Here is a 21,410-nt window from a genome sequence, read left to right on the forward strand (position 1 = left end):
TGTGCCCCATTTGTCTTGTTTACATAAAAAGATGTTATGGTTTTTTCCTTCAATTTCTGTCACCTGTAAAGAGAACACTTAATGAGCCGAGCAAAATCAACTCTAGAACAATGGCGGATTGTCCAAGCAGTCGTTGATTTTGGCGGCTATGCTCAGGCAGCAGAGAAACTCAATAAAAGCCAATCATCGCTAAACCATGCGGTGGCCAAATTGCAGCACCAATTAGGCATTAATCTACTCGAAGTAAAAGGCCGAAAAGCCTATTTAACTGAACAAGGTGAAGTGTTACTGCGTCGTTCCCGTCATTTAACTCAATCGGTTGAAGAGCTTGAACAATTAGCCTGTAATTTAGGCCAGGGTTGGGAACCTAACCTAACCATTGCCAGAGAGATTGTTTATCCAATGGACGATCTGGTTGGATCATTAACGGCATTTTTACCTGAAAGTCGTGGCACTCGTGTAACAATTATTGATTCGGTTATTTCTGGCACTCACGAATTAGTAAAAACTAATCAAGTCGATATTGCTATCTGTGCCACCCCTCCTAAAGGCCATATTTCTGAGCCATTAGGTGAATTAAGTTTTGAACTTGTGTGTCATCCCGAGCATCCACTGGCCCAATTAGACGTGATTGAGGACGACAAACAACTGGCACAACACTTACAAATTGTCATTAAAGATACTGGCATAAATGCCACCAATGATATTGGTTGGTTAAAAGCAGAACAGCGTTGGACCGTATCTAACTTTCATGAAGCAAAAATAATTTTGGCACGTAATATAGGTTTTTGCTGGATACCCAGTTTTTTAGTCGAACAAGAAATTGCTAATAAACAACTCATCCGATTACATTTGCGCGGCAGTTATCAGCGAAAAATAATGCTTAACTTAGTAATACCGAATCGCGATCAGCAAGGGCCGGCCTGTAAATTATTAGAAAACTTAATTTTAAAACAACATAATTTACCATTTAATGATTAATTATCAGCAGAAGATGTTTTCTTCCCATTAAGTAAGTCTAAATGTCACTTTAATCTAGTTAACCTCGGTCGGGATAATAAACGGTTATCAAACAGCCACTTGTTCAGCTACTTATGTTGCATTGACTTGCAATAGACTCACAATACGCAACATAATCTAACCACTCAGCATGGTAGCTTTTCTAGGCTTAGCGAATGTTAACTTAATACCTGATGAGGCATAGATAAAGGTGGGTATTACACGTAAATTTCGATTTGACGAGCTGAGTTTATTTCAGCCTTATGGGTACCCTTTACAACCGTTTCATTTGCAACAGTAAGATGGCCCTGCTCTGCTGATAATGGCCGCCTGGAGGATAATAAATTCATATTAGTCTCATCGGCACCAAGGGTGTCATTTATCGTTAAAGTACGGCTATTAGGCGTGATAGGATTGTGGGAATGAGTTATTGAAGTGGATCCTGACTGATTATCTGAGGCCGTAAAAAGGTTACCGGACTCAGAGGTATTTTGACTTTTTTGTGTAGACCCAGTGTTTTGTTGGCTTTGTTGAATTAACTCTTGGTTTGCATCATTGATGTTTTTTAATGCTTGCGCCGCAACATGAATGTCCGCCATTGACGGTTGCACAGGGGCCATTGCTGCTGCATACACTTTCTGCATTTTACTTAACGTTGCTTGGGAATCGCCATCTACGGTCGACACATCAATATTGACTTCACCATCGACAACATAGCGACGCCCATCTGGGCCTTTTTCATATTGATAACTTGGACTTTGGGCTAAACTGCCACCTATTGCTGCGTGGGCTTTTTCGTGCGTTTTAACCTCGGTATCTCGCTGCGTGAGTTGGTCGATCTGTATTGTTTCAGCTCGCTCTATTTGCTGTTGTTTTGTTGCTACCTTTTGCTCAACTTGTTTTGCTGCGGCCTCATCTTGGGTGTTTGATGCTTGAGGCTCTGCAGTTGCTTTGGAATCATCTAACAATGCAGTTCCCGCAGTGTCATTTATGGGTGTAGCTGAACTGACCGATGGCTTATTAATATGATTAACCGCTGGTTGTTGTGTATTAGCCGTATCACTTTTACTCGTGCTGGTTGATATCCCTGTACCAACTGATGTTGGTGCAACAACGCCCGGAGCCGGCACTTGAGTTTGTGAACGATTCAATACACCAGCCAGATTGAGTGGGCCACTTTTAAAATGGTAACTGTGGAGTGGATCAGCACCGACGTTTTTTTTAGACTGAATGTCATTTTTGTCTGAGATGCTAGACGAAAAACCCGGCTGAGTATCCGTACTGGGTAAATTAACCTTGAGGTCTTTTGACGCGTTAAATGTCGATGTAGCCGCTGCTTGAATTGAGTTAGAGCTGGATTTAAGCGAACTATTGTTAACCAAACTATTGTTAACCCAATTAGACTGAACGGCTGCAGATTGGGTGTCTATGGATTTAGTTGTTATCGCTTGGGTAGTATTGACTTGAGCGTTATTGATTTGAGCGTTATTTGTTTGAGTGCTACTTATTTTAGAACTACTTATTTTAGTGCTACTTATTTTAGTGCTACTTACTTGAGAGCTAGTTGCTTGAGAGCCAGTCGTTTGAGCCTCTGGTGCGGATAATGAATTGCGATGGTTTATTTGGGCAGCATTGATAACTGACCCTGTGTTAGCGGAAACCATTAACGCACTCATGATTACACTTGGATATCAATCAAGCTACCAACTGTCTCAGATGCCACTTCAATCACTTTCGAGGATGCTTGAGCTTGATTGGATGATTCAGTCGCAGACACTAAGGCCGCTGTGGTATCTGTTTGTCCAACAGCACGAGAGCTTAATGTCACAGTCTCTTGTGTCGATGAGCTAGGCACCGCCGGTTTTTGTTGATCTGGCATTGCAACAGATGTTGTCGCTTGGGCTAAACCTTGTTGAGCACTTTGCAATCCTTGTACACCTGATGCATACGCTGATTGAACTTGCATAATAACCGCTCCTGATCCTAAAAAGTCGATTTAGTATGGGCTAAATCGACTAATATGTATAGTTTTCAAACACAACTAACCTATATTTTAGCCTTTAACCCAACCCATCTCCCAATCTTTCCATACGGGATTAATCCCCCGTAGTTTCATTTGAGTAACAACTTGTTCAACAGAGCGACTATCACTGATCTCAAATTGGTCAAGCTGACTGTCTGGTGTCATGTAACCACCTGGTTGAGTTGAGCTTCCTGCACTCATGTGGGTAATGCCTAAAGGGAGTAAATTATCCCTCAACGACGGTAGCTCGCGAGTCGACAAACTGATTTCAAGCTGCGGATTAAACAATCTAAATGCACAAATCATTTGTACTAAGCCTGCATCGGTTAATTCAACTTTCGGCGTAATACCGCCAGTACAGGGGCGTAAACGAGGTAACGAGATACTGTATCGGTTGCGCCAATAGGTTTTCTCTAAGTAATCTAGATGAAAGCCCATGAGTAATGCATCTAATCGCCAATCATCGAGTCCTAGTAACACCCCTAAGCCAATTTTATCAATCCCCGCTTTTGCCAATCGGTCTGGGGTATCTAAACGGTAAATGAAATCTTGTTTTTTACCGCGAGTATGGTGTTTAGCGTAAGTGTGTGGCCGGTAAGTTTCTTGGTACACCATAACGGCATCGACCCCTAACTGTCCTAGACGTTGATACTGATGAGTATCCAGCGGCTGAACTTCCATCGCCACGTAATTAAAAGCCGAGTTAACTATCGGTAACATCGACTCAAAATATCCCATTCCAACTTTGGTTTCATGCTCGCCAGACACCAATAATATCGAATCAAAGCCTCGTTGTTTAATAATCGCAATTTCTGCGGCTAACTCTTCCTGAGTAAGCGTTTTACGCTTGACCTTATTGCTCATACTAAAACCACAATAATCACATTCATTAGCGCACAGGTTAGACAAATACAAAGGCAAAAAAAGACCAATATTGGCACCAAATCGTTGCCGTGTAAGCTGGGCAGCTTGCTGCGCCATTGGTTCAATATATGCCATTGCCGCCGGCGATAATAACGCTAAAAGACTGTCTATATTGCCGCTAGGGTTACGTAACGCTAACTCGACCTCTTTGGCGGTAGTCGAATACAGCTTCATCGATAACGCATCGGGAGCCAATTGCGAAAAGACCGTAGAATACGTCATGTTGAATCTCTCATAATATGAGCTGTCGGGATTGGTACCTTTATTGATGAATCAGTCAAAAAAGCCGTTAATGGGCTTGTCGCATCAGCGTGATGGTTTACTGCGCCTAATCCGGCAAGATATGCTTGTCTTCCGGTAGCAACCGCATCAGCAAAGCATTTGGCCATTTTCTGAGGATAAGCACTACTGGCAATCGCGGTATTAACCAATACTGCAGCGGCGCCCATTTCCATGGCCCTGCAAGCTTGTGATGGCGCGCCAATTCCAGCATCGATTATCACTGGTATAGTGGCTTGTTCGATGATGATGCGTAAAAAGGTTTCCGTCGCTAAGCCTTGGTTGCTGCCAATGGGACTGCCAAGAGGCATGACTGCGGCGCAACCGACTTCTTCTAGTCGCCGACATAACACAGGGTCGGCATGCACATAAGGCATAACAATATAGCCTTGCTCACACAAGTATTGGGCCGCTATCAGTGTTTCAATGGGATCGGGCAGTAGATATTTAGGATCGGGATGAATTTCGAGTTTAATCCATTTAGTACCGAGCATTTCATAAGCCAGCTCAGCGGCAAAAATAGCTTCTTTTGCATTACGCGCCCCAGCAGTATTGGGCAGTAATTTTACCCCCAGACTTTGCAATGGCCCGAGTAAATTATCATGGCCGCGTGTTAAATCGATACGCTTCATGGCCAAAGTCACTAACTGCGACCCCGAACTGGCTATCGCTTGTAACATAGTGTTGTGATCTGCAAACTTTCCCGTTCCGGTAAATAAACGCGACGAGAATTGATGATCGGCTATCGTCAACATTATTAACCTCCAGCAACGGCAGAAAAGACCGTAATATTGTCGTTCGCTTGACACAATATATGCATCCAACGGCTTCGTGGTACAACACTATCATTGACGACGATGGCAACAGACTGAGTGGGTAAATCACATAAAATCAATAATTCGGCTACATTCAAATTAGCCCGAACGATTTGTTCGACCCCATTGAGTTGCAACGTTATCTGAGAGTGGCTATCAATATGTGTCATTAGGCTGCTCCGCATGCTGAGTTAATGCCTGCTGATGACACATTTCACAGTCTGGGTCTCGAGTCATATTGGCATGCTGCCAGCGTAAATCCTTAGCATTAAAATGATGTAAAATACCGTATTGGGTAAAGGTATTACTGATATGTTGTATGCCCACCAGCGCTTGCATACTGGCAATAATACCCACAGCAGGCCCAAGCACGCCTGCTTGGGTACAATTTTGCGCCATGTCCATATCAAGTGGATATAAACAACGATAGCAACCGCATGGTGAATTTGAGCCTGGGTCTGAATATGGGTCTGAATCTGAGCCTGAACATGAAAAATCAATACAAAACACTTGTCCTTGATAACCACTGATCGCCCCACTAACCAGTGTCAATTGATGCTCAACACACATTTGGTTAATAAGCTGCCTAGCACTGACATTATCAGTGCAGTCAAACACCACGGTTTTACTCATCTGTTGCTTGGCAAGCTTATTAAAATGCTGGGCCGTGACTTTTCCCGCTAGCACATCGATGTTGATCTCAGGGTAAGCAGCACTTAGCACCTTTTTTGCAACCTTGACTTTTGCTTGGCCAATATCTGCGGCCGTGAACAACAGTTGCCTTGGTAAGTTTGATAACTCAACAACATCGTGGTCAATTAACAGCATGTGCTGAACACCTGCTGCCGCGAGGTAATGCGCCACTACATGGCCTAATCCACCAACGCCGACAATCACCACCGCGCTATTCATAATGGCAAGTTGACCCGCTTCCCCTATATTGCTCAGTAACATGGTGCGCGAGTACTGGATATAGTGCCTATCAGATAAAGTGTTCATACGCCCTCCGCAGATAAATTCACTTGCGGTAACGACCGTGTAAGCTGTAGCCATTTGTGATGCAAGGCTAGATAAGCCTTGGCGGGATCTACAGCAGTGGTCACAGCCCTGACAACCGCAGCATCACCCACCCCTGTCTTAGCAATTAACGCAAGGTTACTGAGATTGATCCCGCCAATCGCTACGGTTGGATAATGACGCGAAAATAAGCTGACATAACGAGTCAGCTTATTGACCCCTTGGGGGGCTGATGGCATTTTTTTAGTGGTGGTGGCAAAAATATGCCCGAGGGCAATATAGGATGGTGAATACTGGTGGGCTAACAAGGCTTCAAAATAACTGTGACTGGATAAGCCTAATGCAAGTCCACCATCGGCAATCGCGCTTAAATCTGCACTTGCCATGTCTTCTTGACCTAAGTGAACCCCAAAAGCACCGTGTTTAAGCGCTAATTGCCAATGGTCATTGATAAATAACTGAGCATGAAACTCGCGACCCAGTTTAATCGCAGTGATGATATTGTTTTCCAGTGGTAATCGCGGCTGACAGTCTGCATCTGGATCGAGCTTAGTGCGATATTGGATTGTCTTGCAACCTACTACTAGCAGTTGTTTTAGGATATTAAGATCATCAACAACGGGATAAATACCTAACGGTTGAAGCAAGCCTGTAAAGCCATTATGCGCCGCGCGCTTAACCGTAAAAGCTTGAGCTAGATTGCCTGATGTGATTAAGTTGATTAACGGCATAACCTCTAGATCATCGGGCCAACCCGTTCGGGCTAACACACCAGCACCTTGCCCAGGACAGAAGCCTAATGCTAAGCCTTTACTGACATAAGCTTTTGCCAATACGATAGCGTCATGCACCACCAAATCATGGGCGATAAAGCATGCAATAGCAGATGATAATGTACAACCACTGCCATGATTATTGCTCAAGGTTATCCGCGGACTGGTTAATGTAAATGATGCATTATCGTGGGCAATACTGGCGCCCTTTACGGCTTTACTCACATAAATATCTATCGCAAATTGGTGCTGCCACAGGGCATCACCTCCTTTGGCGAGTACATGGCAGTTAAAGCTATCTGATAACCACTTAGCGTTGTTGATCATCTGCTGTTGCAAAGTGCTAACGGTGTTTATTTCAATAGATGATCTATTAGATGACTCAACAGGCGGTTCAACATCTATCTCATCAGTTCGATGTTGTGCCAAAACGGAATGACGACATAAGCGGCGTAATTCATGTTGATTAGGGGTTAATAAGTCAATTAAGCCAATAAGAGGACTAAAATCGAGATCCATAGGATTAAAGCTAGCACCACTGCTGGCGACCATCACAGGATCAAGTATCACAAACGGCCTAATCTTTCGCGTCATTCGCATTTGAGTCAAACACTCCGCCAATAGGTCTACCTGAGCTTGGGATGCCAACAGTCCGATTTTAATCGCAACTGGCGGTAAGTCAGCCAGTAAACTCGCAAATTGTGCCAATAGCATAGGTTCAGAAACAGGCTCAACCAGGCTTACACTAACGGAGTTTTGCGCGGTTAAGGTGGTTATCACGCTACACCCGTGACACGATAAATCCTGCATGGTTAATAAATCAGCTTGAATACCAGCCCCACCACCACTGTCTGAACCGGCTATAGTCCAAACAATAGGTGGTGTTGGCGTTATGTATTCACTGACAAGCGTCGTTGAATTCATAGTGATTATTCAACCTCAGCCGTTAAGTCGATATCGGCTTTTACAACCGGTTTAACCTCATGATAAATCGCCGATCCAGCGGCTTTAAATTCCGCCGACTTTTGCGCCATCGCCTCAGTTTGGCTCAAGGTTTGAGTTTGATCTGAATGTTGATCTAGAGGGTGGCTTTGATAAGCGCTAGCTGAAGCAACTTCAATCTTAAGCGCTTGTGCTTGCTCAAGATTAGCGGCATATTCGCGCACTTCATGGGTGATTTTCATTGAGCAAAATTTGGGTCCACACATCGAACAAAAATGGGCCACTTTAGCTGACTCTTGCGGTAATGATTCATCGTGATAAGCCCGTGCGGTATCAGGATCAAGACCTAAGTTATATTGGTCTTCCCAGCGAAATTCAAAACGTGCTTTTGATAAGGCGTTATCTCGCACTTGAGCCCCAGGATGTCCCTTAGCCACATCTGCCGCATGGGCAGCAATTTTATACGCGATGAGTCCTTGCTTTACATCATCTTTATTAGGTAAACCCAGGTGCTCTTTGGGGGTGACATAACACAACATTGCCACGCCGTACCAGGCCATCATGGCAGCACCAATCCCCGAGGTGAAATGATCATAACCAGGAGCAATATCGGTGGTTTGTGGGCCTAAGGTATAAAATGGCGCTTCGTCACAATGGGCTAATTGTTTTTCCATATTGACTTTAATCAGCTGCATCGGCACATGACCAGGGCCTTCAATAATCGTTTGCACGTCATATTGCCATGCAATTTTAACTAACTCACCTAGGGTTGCTAATTCTGCAAATTGGGCTTCATCATTGGCATCGGCAATAGAGCCGGGGCGCATGCCATCGCCTAATGACAACGACACATCATATTGAGCACAAATTTGGCAAATATCGCGAAAATGTTCATATAAGAAACTTTCTTTATGGTGGCTTAAACACCACTTAGCCATAATAGAACCGCCACGCGACACAATACCGGTTAAGCGTTTAGCCGTCATCGGCACATAACGCAATAACACGCCGGCGTGGATAGTAAAATAATCCACTCCCTGCTCAGCTTGTTCAATTAAGGTATCTCTAAACACTGACCAATTAAGATCTTCAGCAACCCCATTAACCTTTTCTAATGCTTGATAAATGGGGACTGTGCCAATAGGCACTGGAGAATTACGAATAAGCCATTCACGCGTTTCATGAATATAGCGCCCTGTCGATAAGTCCATTACCGTATCTGCGCCCCAACGAGTGGACCACACCAGTTTTTCAACTTCTTCTTCAATTGAAGATGTCACTGCTGAATTGCCAATATTGGCATTCACTTTAACCAAAAAGTTACGCCCAATAATCATAGGTTCAGTTTCTGGGTGATTAATATTAAGCGGAATAATCGCTCGACCTCGAGCCACTTCATCGCGAACAAATTCAGGGGTAATTAACTGGCCGATATGCGCGCCAAAAGCTTCCCCAGGTGCTTTTTGAGTCAGTACACTGTCTGTAACCTCACTGCGAGCCATGTTTTCACGAATGGCAATATACTCCATTTCTGGGGTGATAATGCCTTGGCGAGCATAGTGCATTTGGGTCACACATTTGCCTGTTTTAGCGAGTTTCGGGGCAACAAGAGCATCAAAACGTAAATGGTCTACACCATCGTCGGCGAGTCTTTGCTGCGTAAAACCAGAACTTGCTGCGGATAATTGTTCGGTGTCAGCACGTTCATCAATCCAAGCTTGGCGAATTTTAGCCAAACCTTGGCGGACGTTGATATTGGCTCGGGGATCAGAATAAGCACCGGCACAGTCGTACACCATAATAGGCGGATTAGCTTGCTTGATGGGCTCGGCATCGCTGCCACCCATCACGGTATCAGATTGATTAACTTGGCGCATAGCAACATTAATGTCCGCGCGGCTGCCGGGTAAATAGACTTTTTCAGAATTAGGGTGTTGTAACGGTTTAAGGGTATCTATAAATTGTTGAGCGTTAGCTCGAGTTTGACGACGGTTTGGATTTGACATTAGCAACCTCATTATTAAGAGTAGAGTTGCTTGTCTGGAGAGGTGTTGATAGCAGCAGTGAACAATACAAACGCTATTGTTCACGTTAATAATCATATGTAAAAAATAGTAAAATAATAACCTAACAGGATATCAAAACCGATAAATAGACCCGGGATTAAGCATCACTTATTCTGTTGTTAATACTTTATTTATCTTCCTCAATAATCATGATTATTACGCTTGTTTCCTTCGCAGGTTCTAGCCTGATCAGGTTCAACGGATCCCGAATAAACGGTCTCAGCCATAATGGCACTCCGACAAGATGTCCGCCAGTATAAGCAAGCTTGTATCAAAATAACAAGACCTTAATGTGTAAATAGTACCAATATCATCACTTATCGGCGTAGTGGATAGCCTGACTCATGTGTCATTAAAATATTAACTCATCCTATGACGCAAGTTTAAACAAAGGTGCGACAATATGCCGCATTTATTAAGTTTATTAGCAGGTTATAATTTTTTCAAATCTCATATGTACCATTAATAGCATTCATCAATGGTACATATCCTTGACCGAAAAAGGTGATCGTTTTGACAAAATCGACTGAGCAAACACTTAATGTATTAAGCAATACTCCTTGGCTTTACTCATCAATCGCATTGGCGATCAGTGTTGCCATTACGCCACAAGTGATAGCTAAGCAGTACACTGCACAAGATAGCTCTCGCATTGAACACGTCACGGTACACGGACAACAAACTGCACATAAAGACCTGTTAGGCTCAGCAGAAAATCTACTCAAAAAACAAGGCGTCGATTTTTCACAAGCCGGTGGCGTATCAGCCTTACCTATTTTAAATGGCATGATGGGCGATCGCATTAAGATACTTATTGATGGCAGCGACATTACCGCATCATGTGCCAATCACATGAATCCGCCGCTCTCCTATGTGTCTGCAAATCAAATCAGTTCTGCGCAGGTGGTCGCGGGGGTATCTCCTGTCAGTGCTGGCGGCGATAATATTGCCGGTGTGATAAAAATCAGTAGCTTAAATCCCATTTTTGCGAATAGCGATACGGTCACATGGCACAGCGGTAATGTGGCTGCAGGTTATCGCAGCGCTAGCGACGCCTTTTTAGCTGGTGTCAATGCGACCCTAGCAAGCAAAGAACTCAGTGTTAGTTATCAAGGCTCATTTGAAGATGCAAACAGCTATACCGATGGTCATGGCGATAAAGTATTAGACACGCTATACCAATCACAAAATCATGCCTTAACCGCAGCTTGGCAAGACGATAGCCAACAAATTGCCATTAAACTCACACATCAGCATATTCCTTATCAAGGTTTTGCCAACCAATATATGGACATGACTAACAATGACAGTTATGGCGCTTTAGCCCGCTATCAATTGCAACTCGATAACGAAGGTCTGTTCACGTCCCAAGTCAATTGGCACAGTGTTGAACATGAAATGGGATTTTTTACTGACGAAAAAATCGGCATGATGCCAATGGAAACCACAGGTAAAGATTACAGCTACCAACTGCATTGGCTATTACCCATAAGTTCAGACAGTACCTTGCTGATTGGGCAAGAATATTATGTTTATCAACTTGATGATACTTGGCCTGCTATTAATGGTTCTACCATGATGGGGCCCAATGATTATATCAATATTAATGACGGCAAGCGTCAACGCGCAGCTCTTTATGGTGAATGGCAGCAAACCTTAAATCGTCGTTGGTGGCTGTCGGCTGGTGTACGCTATGAATATGTGTCAACAAGCACAGGTGAAGTACAACCCTACAACACCATGAGCATGATGGGCATGACAAATGTGAATGCTACCGCAGCTAACGAGTTCAATGACCTTTATCGTAAGCGCAATGACAATATTATCGACGCTACCCTGCTTGCGCGTTATCAATTGAGTGATACCGAAGTCATTGAATTAGGCTTAGCGAGAAAGAGCCGCGCGCCTAATTTATATGAACGCTATAGCTGGGGTCAAAGCACCATGGCCACGACTATGATTGGTTGGTACGGTGATGCAAATGGCTATATTGGTAATCCTGATCTTAGCGCCGAAACGGCACATACCTTAAGTGCAGCATACAAGCTGGTACAAGACGATTTAGCTTTTAGTGCAACCGCCTGGTATAGCACCATTAAAGACTATATCGATGCCGATGTGGTAGGTCATTTTAACAAAACCACAATGGCCAATACTCGGCGTAATATTTTACAATTTGCCAATGTTGACGCCACCCTGTTTGGCGCACGTATGGATGCTGAATATCAACTAGCAGAAAACAGCAGTGGTAAGTGGCTAATGGTCGCTAATGTCAGTGCGACTCGCGGGGAAAGAAATGACAGTAACGAGCCCTTATATCAAATAAAGCCTTTGCAAACTGAGTTGGCTTTACAGCAAGAACGGGGGGATTGGCAAAATAGTGTTAGCTGGCAATGGGTTGCAAGCAAAGATCGCGTTGATAGTCAGCGTTTAGAAAACTCAACAGACTGTTACTCACGGCTTAACTTAAGCAGCAGTATTCAATGGCAAGATGTGACAATGACCATCGCAGTGAACAACCTACTCGATGACTATTATCAATTGCCGCTGGGCGGTGTCAGTGTTGCACAATACAAAGCAGACAGCAGTAACGGCTTTGAACCAATAGCCGGTGCAGGCCGCTCATTGGAGCTCAATGTTAGTTTCGCATTCTAATTGACACCAGAGGCGTGCTAAAAAAATCAAGTTTACGTTTGGTTAAGTCGTGGCATCCTCATACGTTAGTAACACTTTTTTGAAGCATTACCAATCTGCCACTGATTTTTAAATGAATGACCCCGCAGAGCCCTTAGTGACAGACCGCGGCCCATTAATAATGAAGCGAAAAAACCACGAATGGAATTCACTCATGGAATTCACTCATGGAATTAGGGCCAAACAATATAAATCACATTGTGGGCCCAACTGAGCTACTGCTGCTGTTGGTGTTAAAGCAAAAACGTCTATCGTGATGTAGAGATTTTAGTCTTATTTTGACGGAGCTTATGGGACTACACATTTGTCTTCGATACTTGTGATAGACCGACTATCTCTAATAAAGCGTCCTAACCTTTCACGGAGTGCTAGATAGACACAAAACATATTGTCCATTGTCAGCCGCTAATATTTGGTAAAACAATACTCGAGTTGGCGGCTTAGGTTTTATCGTCTGGGATACTCAAATCAATATCATCTAAGTCGACGCTTTGAAGAATACTGTCTTTGGGCTTATCTTCATCGACTCGATTTTTGTTTAACCTTTGTTCTGCCGCTGCCATCGCCTTTGCCAATGTCTGCTTTTTACGCCACACCAACAAACCAACAACGCCGACTAAAAAGAGTACCCCGTTAATGGTAATAATCCAAAACATGGCATTATCCTTGGCCACTTGTTCTTCAATGGCAGCCTGAATGGCCGCTTTTTCAGCCAGCGCTTGGGCTGTTGGCGCAGGCGCAGCCGGTTCGATTAAATTGAAAAACATTTCTGGTAAATTAAGGACGATTTCACGGCCATCGACTGTTGTCGACACCACATAACCTTTAACCCGATAACTACCAAACTTGGTCACTTTAGGTAGATATAAAATTTGATCTGGACTGGTCACGGTTTGCAATGTGATCGGCAGTTTTAACCCGGCAGGCCCCACTAATTCAAACTCAAAATGAGTTTGTGCTAACAAAACAACAGATTCATCAACCGATAATTGTATTTGCCATATGTCTTTTAATGGGTCGCTATTGGGCTCCATTTTAACGTTTATCGGTTGTGGCGAAAGCTCAAAAGGCATCACATATTCGCGTTCGAACACATCATTTCGTGCAGTGACATTGAGCACATAATGGCCGGTGGGTTGTTGTAAATTAGGGTTACCGGTAAATATACCATCGTCTGGCACTTCATCTAACTTTTCACCATTGTCTTGATACGCGCCAACAATAATGGTTCCTGTTGCAAAATTATTATCGCTAGCAAGGCGCTCACTGGTAAAACGAGCCGTCCACTCAACCATGTAATCTAAACCCGGCATTCTCATGGTTAACTTATCACCCAAGAGTCTAGCGGTCACTTTCAGCCTTTCCCCTTGATATAGGGGTTGTGGCAAGGGTTGTACCTCAATGTCCAACTTAGAGATTTTTTTGATGGTCGAGCCTTGGACCACATTACCGAGTAACTGCCAAGGCCCTGGCATCGGCTTTTCGATATAAATCATATCGGCAGCAAGACCATCCACCCATTTTACGGTCTGGGGATGACGATTTGAATACCATTTACTGCCATCAGGTAAAATCACCACCACAGGAGCAGAACCATAGGTGCGTTGAATCACCAAGGTTAGATTATCAACCATATGATCGATTCGAAAACGATTTTTAAGTTCTGCAGCTTGGGATGCTATGACCATTGAAGCTTGGGCATAAGGTTGCCAAGCCATGATGAGACCAAGCGAAAATAAACAAGCAATTGCAAGATAACCGGTGCGAGTGGCAATCATATAAGGTTGGTTTACCCTCTCCAGAGACATTTACCTGACTTCGCAATGAGATCAAGTCGTTGTTCATGTAATAGTATTTCATCGGCAGACGCACCGACGACTTTAAGATTAAACGCAACTGGATCGATTTTTTTTATTCCGCCAGCTTCATAGCCTGCTTTTTCATTAGACAAATTAAACTTAATTTGTCCACCCGTCATGATTAAGTAAACATCAGCAAGAATTTCTGCATCGAGTAACGCGCCGTGGTACGTACGGCGACCGTTATCGATACCATAACGTCGACACAGTGCATCTAGATTGTTTTTTTGGCCTGGATGTAAACGTTTCGCAATCGCCAAACTGTCTAAAATACTGCAAATATCTTTGGTTTTCGGCCCGATAGGATTGAGTTTCGAAAACTCATGATCCATAAAGCTCACGTCGAAGCTGGCGTTATGAGCCACAATTTCAGCGCCATCGATAAAATCGATGAAATCTTTCGCTATTTGGTGAAACCGCGGTTCGTTAGCAACACGATCATTGCTAATACCGTGAACTTGAATAGCTTCCTCATCAATCGCTTGACCAGGATTAATATATTGGTGATACGTTCGACCCGTTAAGCGACGATTAATCACTTCAACACAACCAATTTCGATAATTCGGTGACCAATATGTATTGGCCCACCCGCTTGGTTCATACCGGTTGTTTCGGTATCGAGAATGACTTGACGACTAGCACTGGAAATTATGTTCATATTTTTTACTCATTCAGCCCTCGCCTTGGTATAAATTGAGTATACTGGCGCGAATATTTCGCTATGGTAACAATTTGATGGCCGAACTCAAACAGCTGAATATCTTTACTGATGGCTCTTGCTTAGGAAATCCCGGACCTGGCGGTTATGGCGTGGTAATGAAATATAAACATCAACACCATGAAATAGCCGATGGGTTCTCATTAACGACCAATAACCGCATGGAGCTTTTAGCCCCGATTATTGCCTTAGAAGCTTTATATGAACCATGTAATATTATTTTAACCAGTGATAGCCAGTACATGCGTCAAGGCATTATGACTTGGATCCATAGTTGGAAGAAAAAGGGTTGGATAACCTCAACCAAACAACCGGTCAAAAATGTCGATTTATGGAAGCGTTTAGATGCGGCCAGTCAATTACACAAAATTGACTGGCACTGGGTAAAAGGCCATGCAGGCCATATTGAAAACGAGCGTTGTGACGTATTGGCTCGAAAAGCCGCCGAAGCTAAGCCTCAACAAGCCGATACGGGTTATAAGCCAGAGTAATGGCTTAACTATGATTTATGTATTGCTAATATTTTGTCGGTTTTAACAATGGTTTTTTAATACGTTGGGTATGAGTTAATCCAGTGCGGCCTGCTGTTGGTGCGGTTGACCAATTAGGTGCTTTTAGCTTTGATTTATCTTTTATTGGCGTAAGCGGTGTGGTCATTTTTCGAGCCACGATTAAATAGACACTGCCGGTACTGGGCAACCAATTAGCAATACTTTTTTGCCACCATGGTGTTTGTTGAGGTTTGTTGGCTTGATAAGGCATATTGACACCGCTTTGCCCTAATAACGAATGGTACATTAAGCGTTCATCCGCTAAAACTTGATAACCCAGTAATCCGAGCCAATCTTTAACTCTTGATGGCATAAAAAATTGCCCATTCCAAGGTAATTGAGTTTGATATTTTGGCAGGATTTTGCCGATAAAAGCTGGACTGATAGGATTAAACCCAACAATAAAAATATAACCACTGCTAATGAGCACCCGATCGAATTCACGTAAAATTTGATAGGGATCCGATTCAAATTCCAGTAAAAAACAACTTAGCACAGCATCAATGGCACTTTGCTGTACCGGTAAATGATGAGGATCGGCCTGAATACTGGCATCCGCACCGTCATAAACACTAAAGTGTCGTGCAATATTGCAATGTAGACTGTTTAGCTGGCTGCTTAACGCCCCTGCTTTAAGTAAATGATAGCCAAATATGCGCGGCCACCAAGGTGCTAATTTAGCTTCTATCTCGGCTTGTAACAATTCACCAAAAGGTAAGTCTTGCCAAATATGGGGTTTTAACATGGAGCCCGCCAACTTTAAAAATGTCAGATTTACTGAGTCAACTCTACCATAGCTTATTTAATTTTCAGCTACCGATCATTAATACTGTCTAACATGGCATAAATTAACACTATACCAACATGATTAACGTTGTTATCACTCAGAGTCAATCAAGCTTTTTAGTTCACTCATGGTTGAAATAATAGTGACGCCTTTATCAAACAAGACAACAAGGAAGCGGTTACCTAGGATAACGGTGCCTTCAATCCAGTGATGTCGTGACATCACACTAAATGGCCGAAGTGTTACCCGATAACCCATGAATTTGGTATTGTCTCACGATATCCGTTACCCTAACTGATAGTCAATCATCACTTGAGTAAGATCATGCTTAACGTTCATACTATTACTGCATTTAACGATAATTATATTTGGTTAATTCATCAAGAAAACAGTCGCTATGCTTACGTCGTTGACCCTGGCTGTGGTCAAAGTGTTATTGATTATATCTCAACAACAGATCTTAAATTAGTCGGAATTTTAATCACTCATCATCATGCTGATCATACCGGCGGTATTGAAATGTTACAGCAACATTTCAAGCATGCGCTTAATGTATATGGTCCTGATAATGAAAAAATTGCAGCGTTAACTCATCCTCTTAACGTTGGATCACAATCCACTCTCAATGTTCCCCATCTCGATCCAATAACCATAATGGCGGTTCCGGGACATACCTTAGGACATATTGCTTATTATCTACAGGAAAGCCTGTTTTGTGGTGATACTTTATTTAGCGCGGGCTGCGGACGTTTATTTGAGGGAACCGCGGAACAAATGCTTAAATCACTTTCAATGCTTGCACAGCTGCCCGATAGCACCAAAGTGTATTGTGCCCATGAATATACCGAGGCAAACCTTAAATTTGCGCTACATGTCACACCAAATAATCAGCAATTAATTGATTATGCAGACAAGGTCAAACGATTAAGAGCACAAAAAAAACCTACTATTCCGAGCTCAATAGGCACAGAAAAAGCCATCAATCCTTTTTTACGTTGCCACCTACATGAGACTCAGAACGCAATTGCGGCCCAACTAAAAGAAAAAGAAATAGATACTATTCAAACATTTACACAAATTAGATTATGGAAAAACAACTTTTAGATCAACATGAAAACAGTTTAATAAGACAAGTTAAAATAATTAATCTACAATGCGAAATTGAATTAGCATGACCAAAAAAGTCTTGAAGGCATTTGGTATGTTCCATTTTAATGCCTGAAAACTTGAGGAAGTGTATCTTCAAATGAAAGCTAACTTATTTATTATAGCTGGCAGTATGCTGGCTGTAGCAGGGTGCCAAACACTCTACACTTCAGAGCCAAGTTCTGATAGTACAACCCAGACGGTTACATCTAACGCTAAAAGTAAAAAATCGGCGACGGTATCCCTTGATCAAATTGAAGAACAAGTTGCTGAAGTTAACAACTTATGGTTCAGGATCAGCAATCAAATGCGTTTCCCTATTGTCGAGAATACATTGGTGGATCATTACCGCCAATGGTACATCGATAATCCGCGGCATTTGGAGATTGTGACCCAACGTGCTAAGCCATATCTGTATTACATCGTTGAACAGCTTGAACAACGCAATTTACCCTTAGAGCTCGCATTATTACCGATTATTGAAAGTGGATTTGACCCACTAGCCTACTCTCCAAGTCACGCATCAGGTCTATGGCAATTAACCTCACCGACCGCGATTTCTTTTGGAGTGAAAACCAATTGGTGGTCCGACGGACGCCGTGATATAGCCTCGTCCACAAAAGCGGCTTTAGATTTAATGGAATACCTCTACGCCAAAATGGATCACAATTGGTTATATACCATTGCCGCTTATAATTCTGGTGAAGGCCGAATATTCAATGCAATAAAACATAATCAAGCTCGCGGAAAATCTACCGATTTCTGGTCATTATCTGTTCCACGAGAAACCGCTCACTATGTGCCTCAATTATTAGCATTGGCAGATGTGATTAAACATGCTGACAAATACGGTATCAATTTAATTGCTATCGATAATTCGCCACAAATAGAAGTGGTCAATATTGAAAGCCAATTAGACATTAACTTAGCGGCAGATCTCGCTCAAATAGACATCAATGATTTAAAAGCGATTAATCCGGGTTTAAAGCGCTGGGCAACGGCACCACAAGGGCCACATCAATTGATTGTGCCTAGTGATAAAGCGGCAACCTTTAAACGAGCATTAGCCACTATTGAACCAAACTCTCGCATTAACTGGGTTCGTTATAAAATTAAGTCTGGTGACAGTATCAGCGAAATCGCCGATCAATTTGAGACGACTGCAACGTTAATAAGAAGCAGTAATGGCATTAAAGGCAATAATATTATTGCCGGTAGGTTTTTAATTATTCCTGTTGCAGCAAAAGATCCCGATTTAGCGACGATGATCGCGGACCAAGTGCTGGCTCGCCGAACTGTGGTTAAATCTAGCCCAAATAAACAAGTTTATACCGTTAAGTCTGGTGATTCGTTATGGAAAATTGCACAGTCACAACAAGTGAACGTGGCACAATTAGTTAAATGGAATAATCTTAAGAAAAAATCGACATTAACCATAGGTAAATCGTTAGTTATTTTTCCTAATGAAGTCGCCAATAGCAACGCTAGCAATGAGAAAACCGTTAACTATCGAGTCAAATCAGGTGATTCATTATCGCGTATTGCCCTTAAATACAAGGTTACCGTTGCTGAATTAATCGAATGGAACAGTTTACAAAGCAGTTCCTTGATCCAACCTGGACAAATATTAAAACTGATCATGACCAATAGCTAGTCACTGTAGCGAATGGGTGATTGTGGTGATCTTAGCTTGAAAATTTGACACAGTGCTGATTTCAAGCCTCACATAAAAAAACGGACAAGTGATAACCTGTCCGTTTTTTTTATGCAGTAAAATGTGGGCAGATAAATGCTAATCTGTTCATCGTGCTCAATGACGTTTTGATGCTTTATCTGCACTGTCATTACCGCGACTTAAGTACATCTTGCTTACCAAGATAACCAATTGTATATCATAAGCGCTAGTCGCCTTCACAAGGCTGTAGTCGTAAAGAAGACCTACAGCCACTAGTATCCAAAGACGATCAATTAAATGCCAAGCTTTTTAAACAATCCTTCTTTTAGCTTTTCTTTGGCTTTGTCGGCCTCATCTTTAAATTGGCCTTCTAATAACGCTTTGGTATCAATACCAAACTTAGGATCTTGGAATGTGCCTTTAATGGTTAATGGAATATCAACACCTTTGAGTGATTCATCAACAGCATCACCTTGACCCGATAAGGAACCCACCACACTGGTGGTTAACGTGTAATCCAAGGCTTCAGTAGCAATGTTTGCCGTACCATTACCTTTTAAACGTATTAACGGTGAAGCCATCGTTAAGTCAGGGTTGTTAACGACAGCGTCTTTAAGCGTAAAGCTGCCGGTTAAACTGGTAAAATCGGTTTTTAAGGCTTCTTTTTTATCTGCCGATAAATCACCTTTTAATTTTTGCTGTGCACTGCGGATCATCTGCGGAATATTAACCCCATAGAGCGCGCCATCTGCCACTTCAAACTTACCCACGGCTTCGAGATTTTTTTTCATATTATCGGGGATCAAACTAGCGCCACTGCCGTTAACTTCAAAGCTCGCTGTACCAGAAATCAAATCCACTTCTGCCGCATCCGTTAATAATGGAAGAATTTGCACGCCAGTCAATTTTTTATCAAACTGATACGTCGGCACCGCTTTACGAGCGTCTAACTTAGCGCTAAGCGCTAGTTTACCTTCATATAAATTGGCAGTGAGCGACGATAAGGTTAATACACCTTTATTAATAGCCAGTTTCATTTGCCAATTTTGCGTCAGCATATTACTGACTTTTATTGATTTAGCGGTCAAATTTAAGATTAAATCCATACTCTTTAATGCTGATAAATCAGGTTCTTGGCTCGGCGCAGTGTCGGTTTTCTCCCCTGGCTTGTCGGCCTGGTCTTCTTGCTGTGGCAGTAGTGCATCCACATCAATATCACCAACGTCTAGATTCATCGCAATTTTCGGAATGCTAGTGCCATAGTTGACCTTAACATCACCGGTTGCGGCTAAGTCCATAGCTGATATTTTGGTCAATTGCAGCGCTATGGTTTTGGCATCTAATGCCAGCGTCATTTGTGTAGTGAGCTCTGCGGTAACCGCTTTTCCCGGTAAGCTGTCGCCTTGGGCTTTGTGTACCATAGCAAAATCATTAATAGTGACATTCTTTAATGCTTGGTCGACTTTAACTTTACCCTGGCCAGATGATGTTAACTGCATATCAGGAAGCGTCGCAGAAAACTCGTAAGCAAAATCAGCGAATTGACCTAGGCTGAATTGACCTAAGGTAAAGCTTTTTAAACTGAAGGTCTGGGTGGTATTGCTGGCCATATCAATGAGATTAATATTGGTATTGGTCAGTTCAATGCCGCCAATGTCCAACGTCTGCAACAATTTTGCTTTTGTGTCGCTACTTGCTGTCGCTTTTGGCTTGTCTGCAGTGGTTTTTGCCGCCAATCCATCAAAACTGGTTCTGCCGTCTTTTTGAGTCACTAAATGTAGTGTTAATCCGTCTAGCTTTAATAAATCAATTTCAATCTGTTGGCTAAACAATGGCATCAGTGCCACACTGGCCACTGCCTCATTAACATCAAGCATTGATGCAGGCGTAAACCCATCTGGATTAGATAACGAAATACCCCCGAGCTTTATTCCTAAAGAGGGAAACACACTCCAACTTAAGTCTTGGGTGATTTGTAAGTCGCGGCCAGTTTGTTTCTTTACGGCATCGACAATTTGCGGTTTAACATTATTTAAATCGAAAAACATTGTCAGATAGACTGTCACACCTACCACTAAGGTTAGCACTATCGCTAAAAACCACTTTATTACTTTCATTTTGCTCTTCCTTGTCTGTCGCTA

At 42.7% G+C, this 21,410-nt stretch carries 17 protein-coding genes and 1 riboswitch; of the genes, 5 read left to right on the top strand and 12 right to left on the bottom strand.

All coding sequences use genetic code 11. The features are described 5' to 3' along the window. The first annotated feature begins 81 nt into the window (after positions 1-81). Positions 82-981 (top strand): LysR family transcriptional regulator, encoded by a 900-nt coding sequence (locus AAEY93_RS13290; protein WP_351077514.1) that lies wholly within the window; start codon positions 82-84, stop codon positions 979-981. Positions 982-1,217: 236 nt separating this feature from the next. Here the strand turns inward: AAEY93_RS13290 and AAEY93_RS13295 are convergent, their stop codons facing one another. The 8 genes from AAEY93_RS13295 to thiC all read right to left on the bottom strand — a co-directional run bounded on the left by AAEY93_RS13295 (position 1,218) and on the right by thiC (position 9,778). After that, on the bottom strand, positions 1,218-2,675 hold the full coding sequence (locus tag AAEY93_RS13295; RefSeq protein WP_351077517.1) for a putative metalloprotease CJM1_0395 family protein: 1,458 nt from the start codon (positions 2,673-2,675) through the stop codon (positions 1,218-1,220). Positions 2,676-2,677: 2 nt separating this feature from the next. Then, positions 2,678-2,965: a chemotaxis protein gene (locus AAEY93_RS13300; protein ID WP_101031084.1), complete on the bottom strand. Its 288-nt coding sequence runs from the start codon at positions 2,963-2,965 to the stop codon at positions 2,678-2,680. A gap of 87 nt (positions 2,966-3,052) precedes the next feature. After that, positions 3,053-4,168: a 2-iminoacetate synthase ThiH gene (thiH, locus tag AAEY93_RS13305; RefSeq protein WP_351077520.1), complete on the bottom strand. Its 1,116-nt coding sequence runs from the start codon at positions 4,166-4,168 to the stop codon at positions 3,053-3,055. Further along, positions 4,165-4,980, bottom strand: a complete 816-nt coding sequence (locus AAEY93_RS13310) for a thiazole synthase (RefSeq protein ID WP_124013042.1) — start codon at positions 4,978-4,980, stop codon at positions 4,165-4,167. The genes thiH and AAEY93_RS13310 overlap by 4 nt, the downstream gene beginning before the upstream one ends. Before the next feature lie 2 nt (positions 4,981-4,982). Further along, positions 4,983-5,210: a sulfur carrier protein ThiS gene (thiS, locus tag AAEY93_RS13315; RefSeq protein ID WP_124013041.1), complete on the bottom strand. Its 228-nt coding sequence runs from the start codon at positions 5,208-5,210 to the stop codon at positions 4,983-4,985. Beyond that, positions 5,197-6,039, bottom strand: a complete 843-nt coding sequence (locus AAEY93_RS13320) for a HesA/MoeB/ThiF family protein (protein WP_164839475.1) — start codon at positions 6,037-6,039, stop codon at positions 5,197-5,199. The genes thiS and AAEY93_RS13320 overlap by 14 nt, the downstream gene beginning before the upstream one ends. Further along, positions 6,036-7,754, bottom strand: a complete 1,719-nt coding sequence (locus AAEY93_RS13325) for a bifunctional hydroxymethylpyrimidine kinase/phosphomethylpyrimidine kinase (protein ID WP_124013039.1) — start codon at positions 7,752-7,754, stop codon at positions 6,036-6,038. Before AAEY93_RS13325 ends, AAEY93_RS13320 begins: the two co-directional genes overlap by 4 nt. A 5-nt stretch (positions 7,755-7,759) precedes the next feature. After that, complete coding sequence (gene thiC, locus AAEY93_RS13330) at positions 7,760-9,778, bottom strand: phosphomethylpyrimidine synthase ThiC (protein ID WP_351077526.1); 2,019 nt, start codon at positions 9,776-9,778, stop codon at positions 7,760-7,762. Positions 9,779-9,987: 209 nt separating this feature from the next. Continuing rightward, positions 9,988-10,087, bottom strand: a riboswitch (TPP riboswitch). A 264-nt stretch (positions 10,088-10,351) separates the two neighbouring features. Here thiC and AAEY93_RS13335 point away from each other — a divergent pair. After that, positions 10,352-12,493, top strand: coding sequence for a TonB-dependent receptor (locus AAEY93_RS13335; protein WP_124013037.1), 2,142 nt, complete (start codon positions 10,352-10,354; stop codon positions 12,491-12,493). A gap of 479 nt (positions 12,494-12,972) precedes the next feature. Here AAEY93_RS13335 and AAEY93_RS13340 read toward each other — a convergent pair whose 3' ends face one another. Continuing rightward, the gene (locus tag AAEY93_RS13340; RefSeq protein WP_351077560.1) at positions 12,973-14,250 is read right to left on the bottom strand and encodes a TIGR03503 family protein; all 1,278 of its coding nucleotides are present in this window, start codon (positions 14,248-14,250) and stop codon (positions 12,973-12,975) included. A gap of 71 nt (positions 14,251-14,321) precedes the next feature. Continuing rightward, entirely contained in the window at positions 14,322-15,050 is a 729-nt protein-coding gene (gene dnaQ, locus AAEY93_RS13345) for a DNA polymerase III subunit epsilon (RefSeq protein ID WP_101031066.1), read from the bottom strand. Between the two features lie 77 nt (positions 15,051-15,127). Between dnaQ and rnhA the strand changes: the two genes are divergently transcribed. Next, complete coding sequence (rnhA, locus tag AAEY93_RS13350; protein ID WP_124013035.1) at positions 15,128-15,601, top strand: ribonuclease HI; 474 nt, start codon at positions 15,128-15,130, stop codon at positions 15,599-15,601. Between the two features lie 25 nt (positions 15,602-15,626). Here rnhA and AAEY93_RS13355 read toward each other — a convergent pair whose 3' ends face one another. Continuing rightward, positions 15,627-16,406, bottom strand: coding sequence for a methyltransferase domain-containing protein (locus AAEY93_RS13355; protein ID WP_124013034.1), 780 nt, complete (start codon positions 16,404-16,406; stop codon positions 15,627-15,629). 366 nt (positions 16,407-16,772) lie between these two features. On the opposite strand from AAEY93_RS13355, the gene gloB reads away from it, so the two are divergent. Together gloB and AAEY93_RS13365 are read left to right on the top strand one after the other, a co-directional pair. After that, the gene (gene gloB, locus AAEY93_RS13360) at positions 16,773-17,552 is read left to right on the top strand and encodes a hydroxyacylglutathione hydrolase (protein ID WP_124013033.1); all 780 of its coding nucleotides are present in this window, start codon (positions 16,773-16,775) and stop codon (positions 17,550-17,552) included. Positions 17,553-17,694: 142 nt separating this feature from the next. Further along, positions 17,695-19,248 (top strand): lytic transglycosylase, encoded by a 1,554-nt coding sequence (locus tag AAEY93_RS13365; protein ID WP_124013032.1) that lies wholly within the window; start codon positions 17,695-17,697, stop codon positions 19,246-19,248. 314 nt (positions 19,249-19,562) lie between these two features. Here AAEY93_RS13365 and AAEY93_RS13370 read toward each other — a convergent pair whose 3' ends face one another. Continuing rightward, on the bottom strand, positions 19,563-21,386 hold the full coding sequence (locus AAEY93_RS13370) for an AsmA family protein (protein ID WP_351077533.1): 1,824 nt from the start codon (positions 21,384-21,386) through the stop codon (positions 19,563-19,565). Between the last annotated feature and the right edge of the window lie 24 nt (positions 21,387-21,410).

This window comes from Shewanella sp. CAL98-MNA-CIBAN-0140 (assembly GCF_040309905.1).
Lineage (GTDB): Bacteria > Pseudomonadota > Gammaproteobacteria > Enterobacterales > Shewanellaceae > Shewanella > Shewanella psychromarinicola.

Coding starts and splice junctions, on each gene's coding strand:
- AAEY93_RS13290 (WP_351077514.1), top strand. CDS start 82: ATGAGCCGAGCAAAATCAACTCTAGAACAATGGCGGATTGTCCAAGCA.
- AAEY93_RS13295 (WP_351077517.1), bottom strand. CDS start 2,675: ATGAGTGCGTTAATGGTTTCCGCTAACACAGGGTCAGTTATCAATGCT.
- AAEY93_RS13300 (WP_101031084.1), bottom strand. CDS start 2,965: ATGCAAGTTCAATCAGCGTATGCATCAGGTGTACAAGGATTGCAAAGT.
- thiH (WP_351077520.1), bottom strand. CDS start 4,168: ATGACGTATTCTACGGTCTTTTCGCAATTGGCTCCCGATGCGTTATCG.
- AAEY93_RS13310 (WP_124013042.1), bottom strand. CDS start 4,980: ATGTTGACGATAGCCGATCATCAATTCTCGTCGCGTTTATTTACCGGA.
- thiS (WP_124013041.1), bottom strand. CDS start 5,210: ATGACACATATTGATAGCCACTCTCAGATAACGTTGCAACTCAATGGG.
- AAEY93_RS13320 (WP_164839475.1), bottom strand. CDS start 6,039: ATGAACACTTTATCTGATAGGCACTATATCCAGTACTCGCGCACCATG.
- AAEY93_RS13325 (WP_124013039.1), bottom strand. CDS start 7,754: ATGAATTCAACGACGCTTGTCAGTGAATACATAACGCCAACACCACCT.
- thiC (WP_351077526.1), bottom strand. CDS start 9,778: ATGTCAAATCCAAACCGTCGTCAAACTCGAGCTAACGCTCAACAATTT.
- AAEY93_RS13340 (WP_351077560.1), bottom strand. CDS start 14,250: ATGGCTTGGCAACCTTATGCCCAAGCTTCAATGGTCATAGCATCCCAA.
- dnaQ (WP_101031066.1), bottom strand. CDS start 15,050: ATGAACATAATTTCCAGTGCTAGTCGTCAAGTCATTCTCGATACCGAA.
- rnhA (WP_124013035.1), top strand. CDS start 15,128: ATGGCCGAACTCAAACAGCTGAATATCTTTACTGATGGCTCTTGCTTA.
- AAEY93_RS13355 (WP_124013034.1), bottom strand. CDS start 16,406: ATGTTAAAACCCCATATTTGGCAAGACTTACCTTTTGGTGAATTGTTA.
- gloB (WP_124013033.1), top strand. CDS start 16,773: ATGCTTAACGTTCATACTATTACTGCATTTAACGATAATTATATTTGG.
- AAEY93_RS13365 (WP_124013032.1), top strand. CDS start 17,695: ATGAAAGCTAACTTATTTATTATAGCTGGCAGTATGCTGGCTGTAGCA.
- AAEY93_RS13370 (WP_351077533.1), bottom strand. CDS start 21,386: ATGAAAGTAATAAAGTGGTTTTTAGCGATAGTGCTAACCTTAGTGGTA.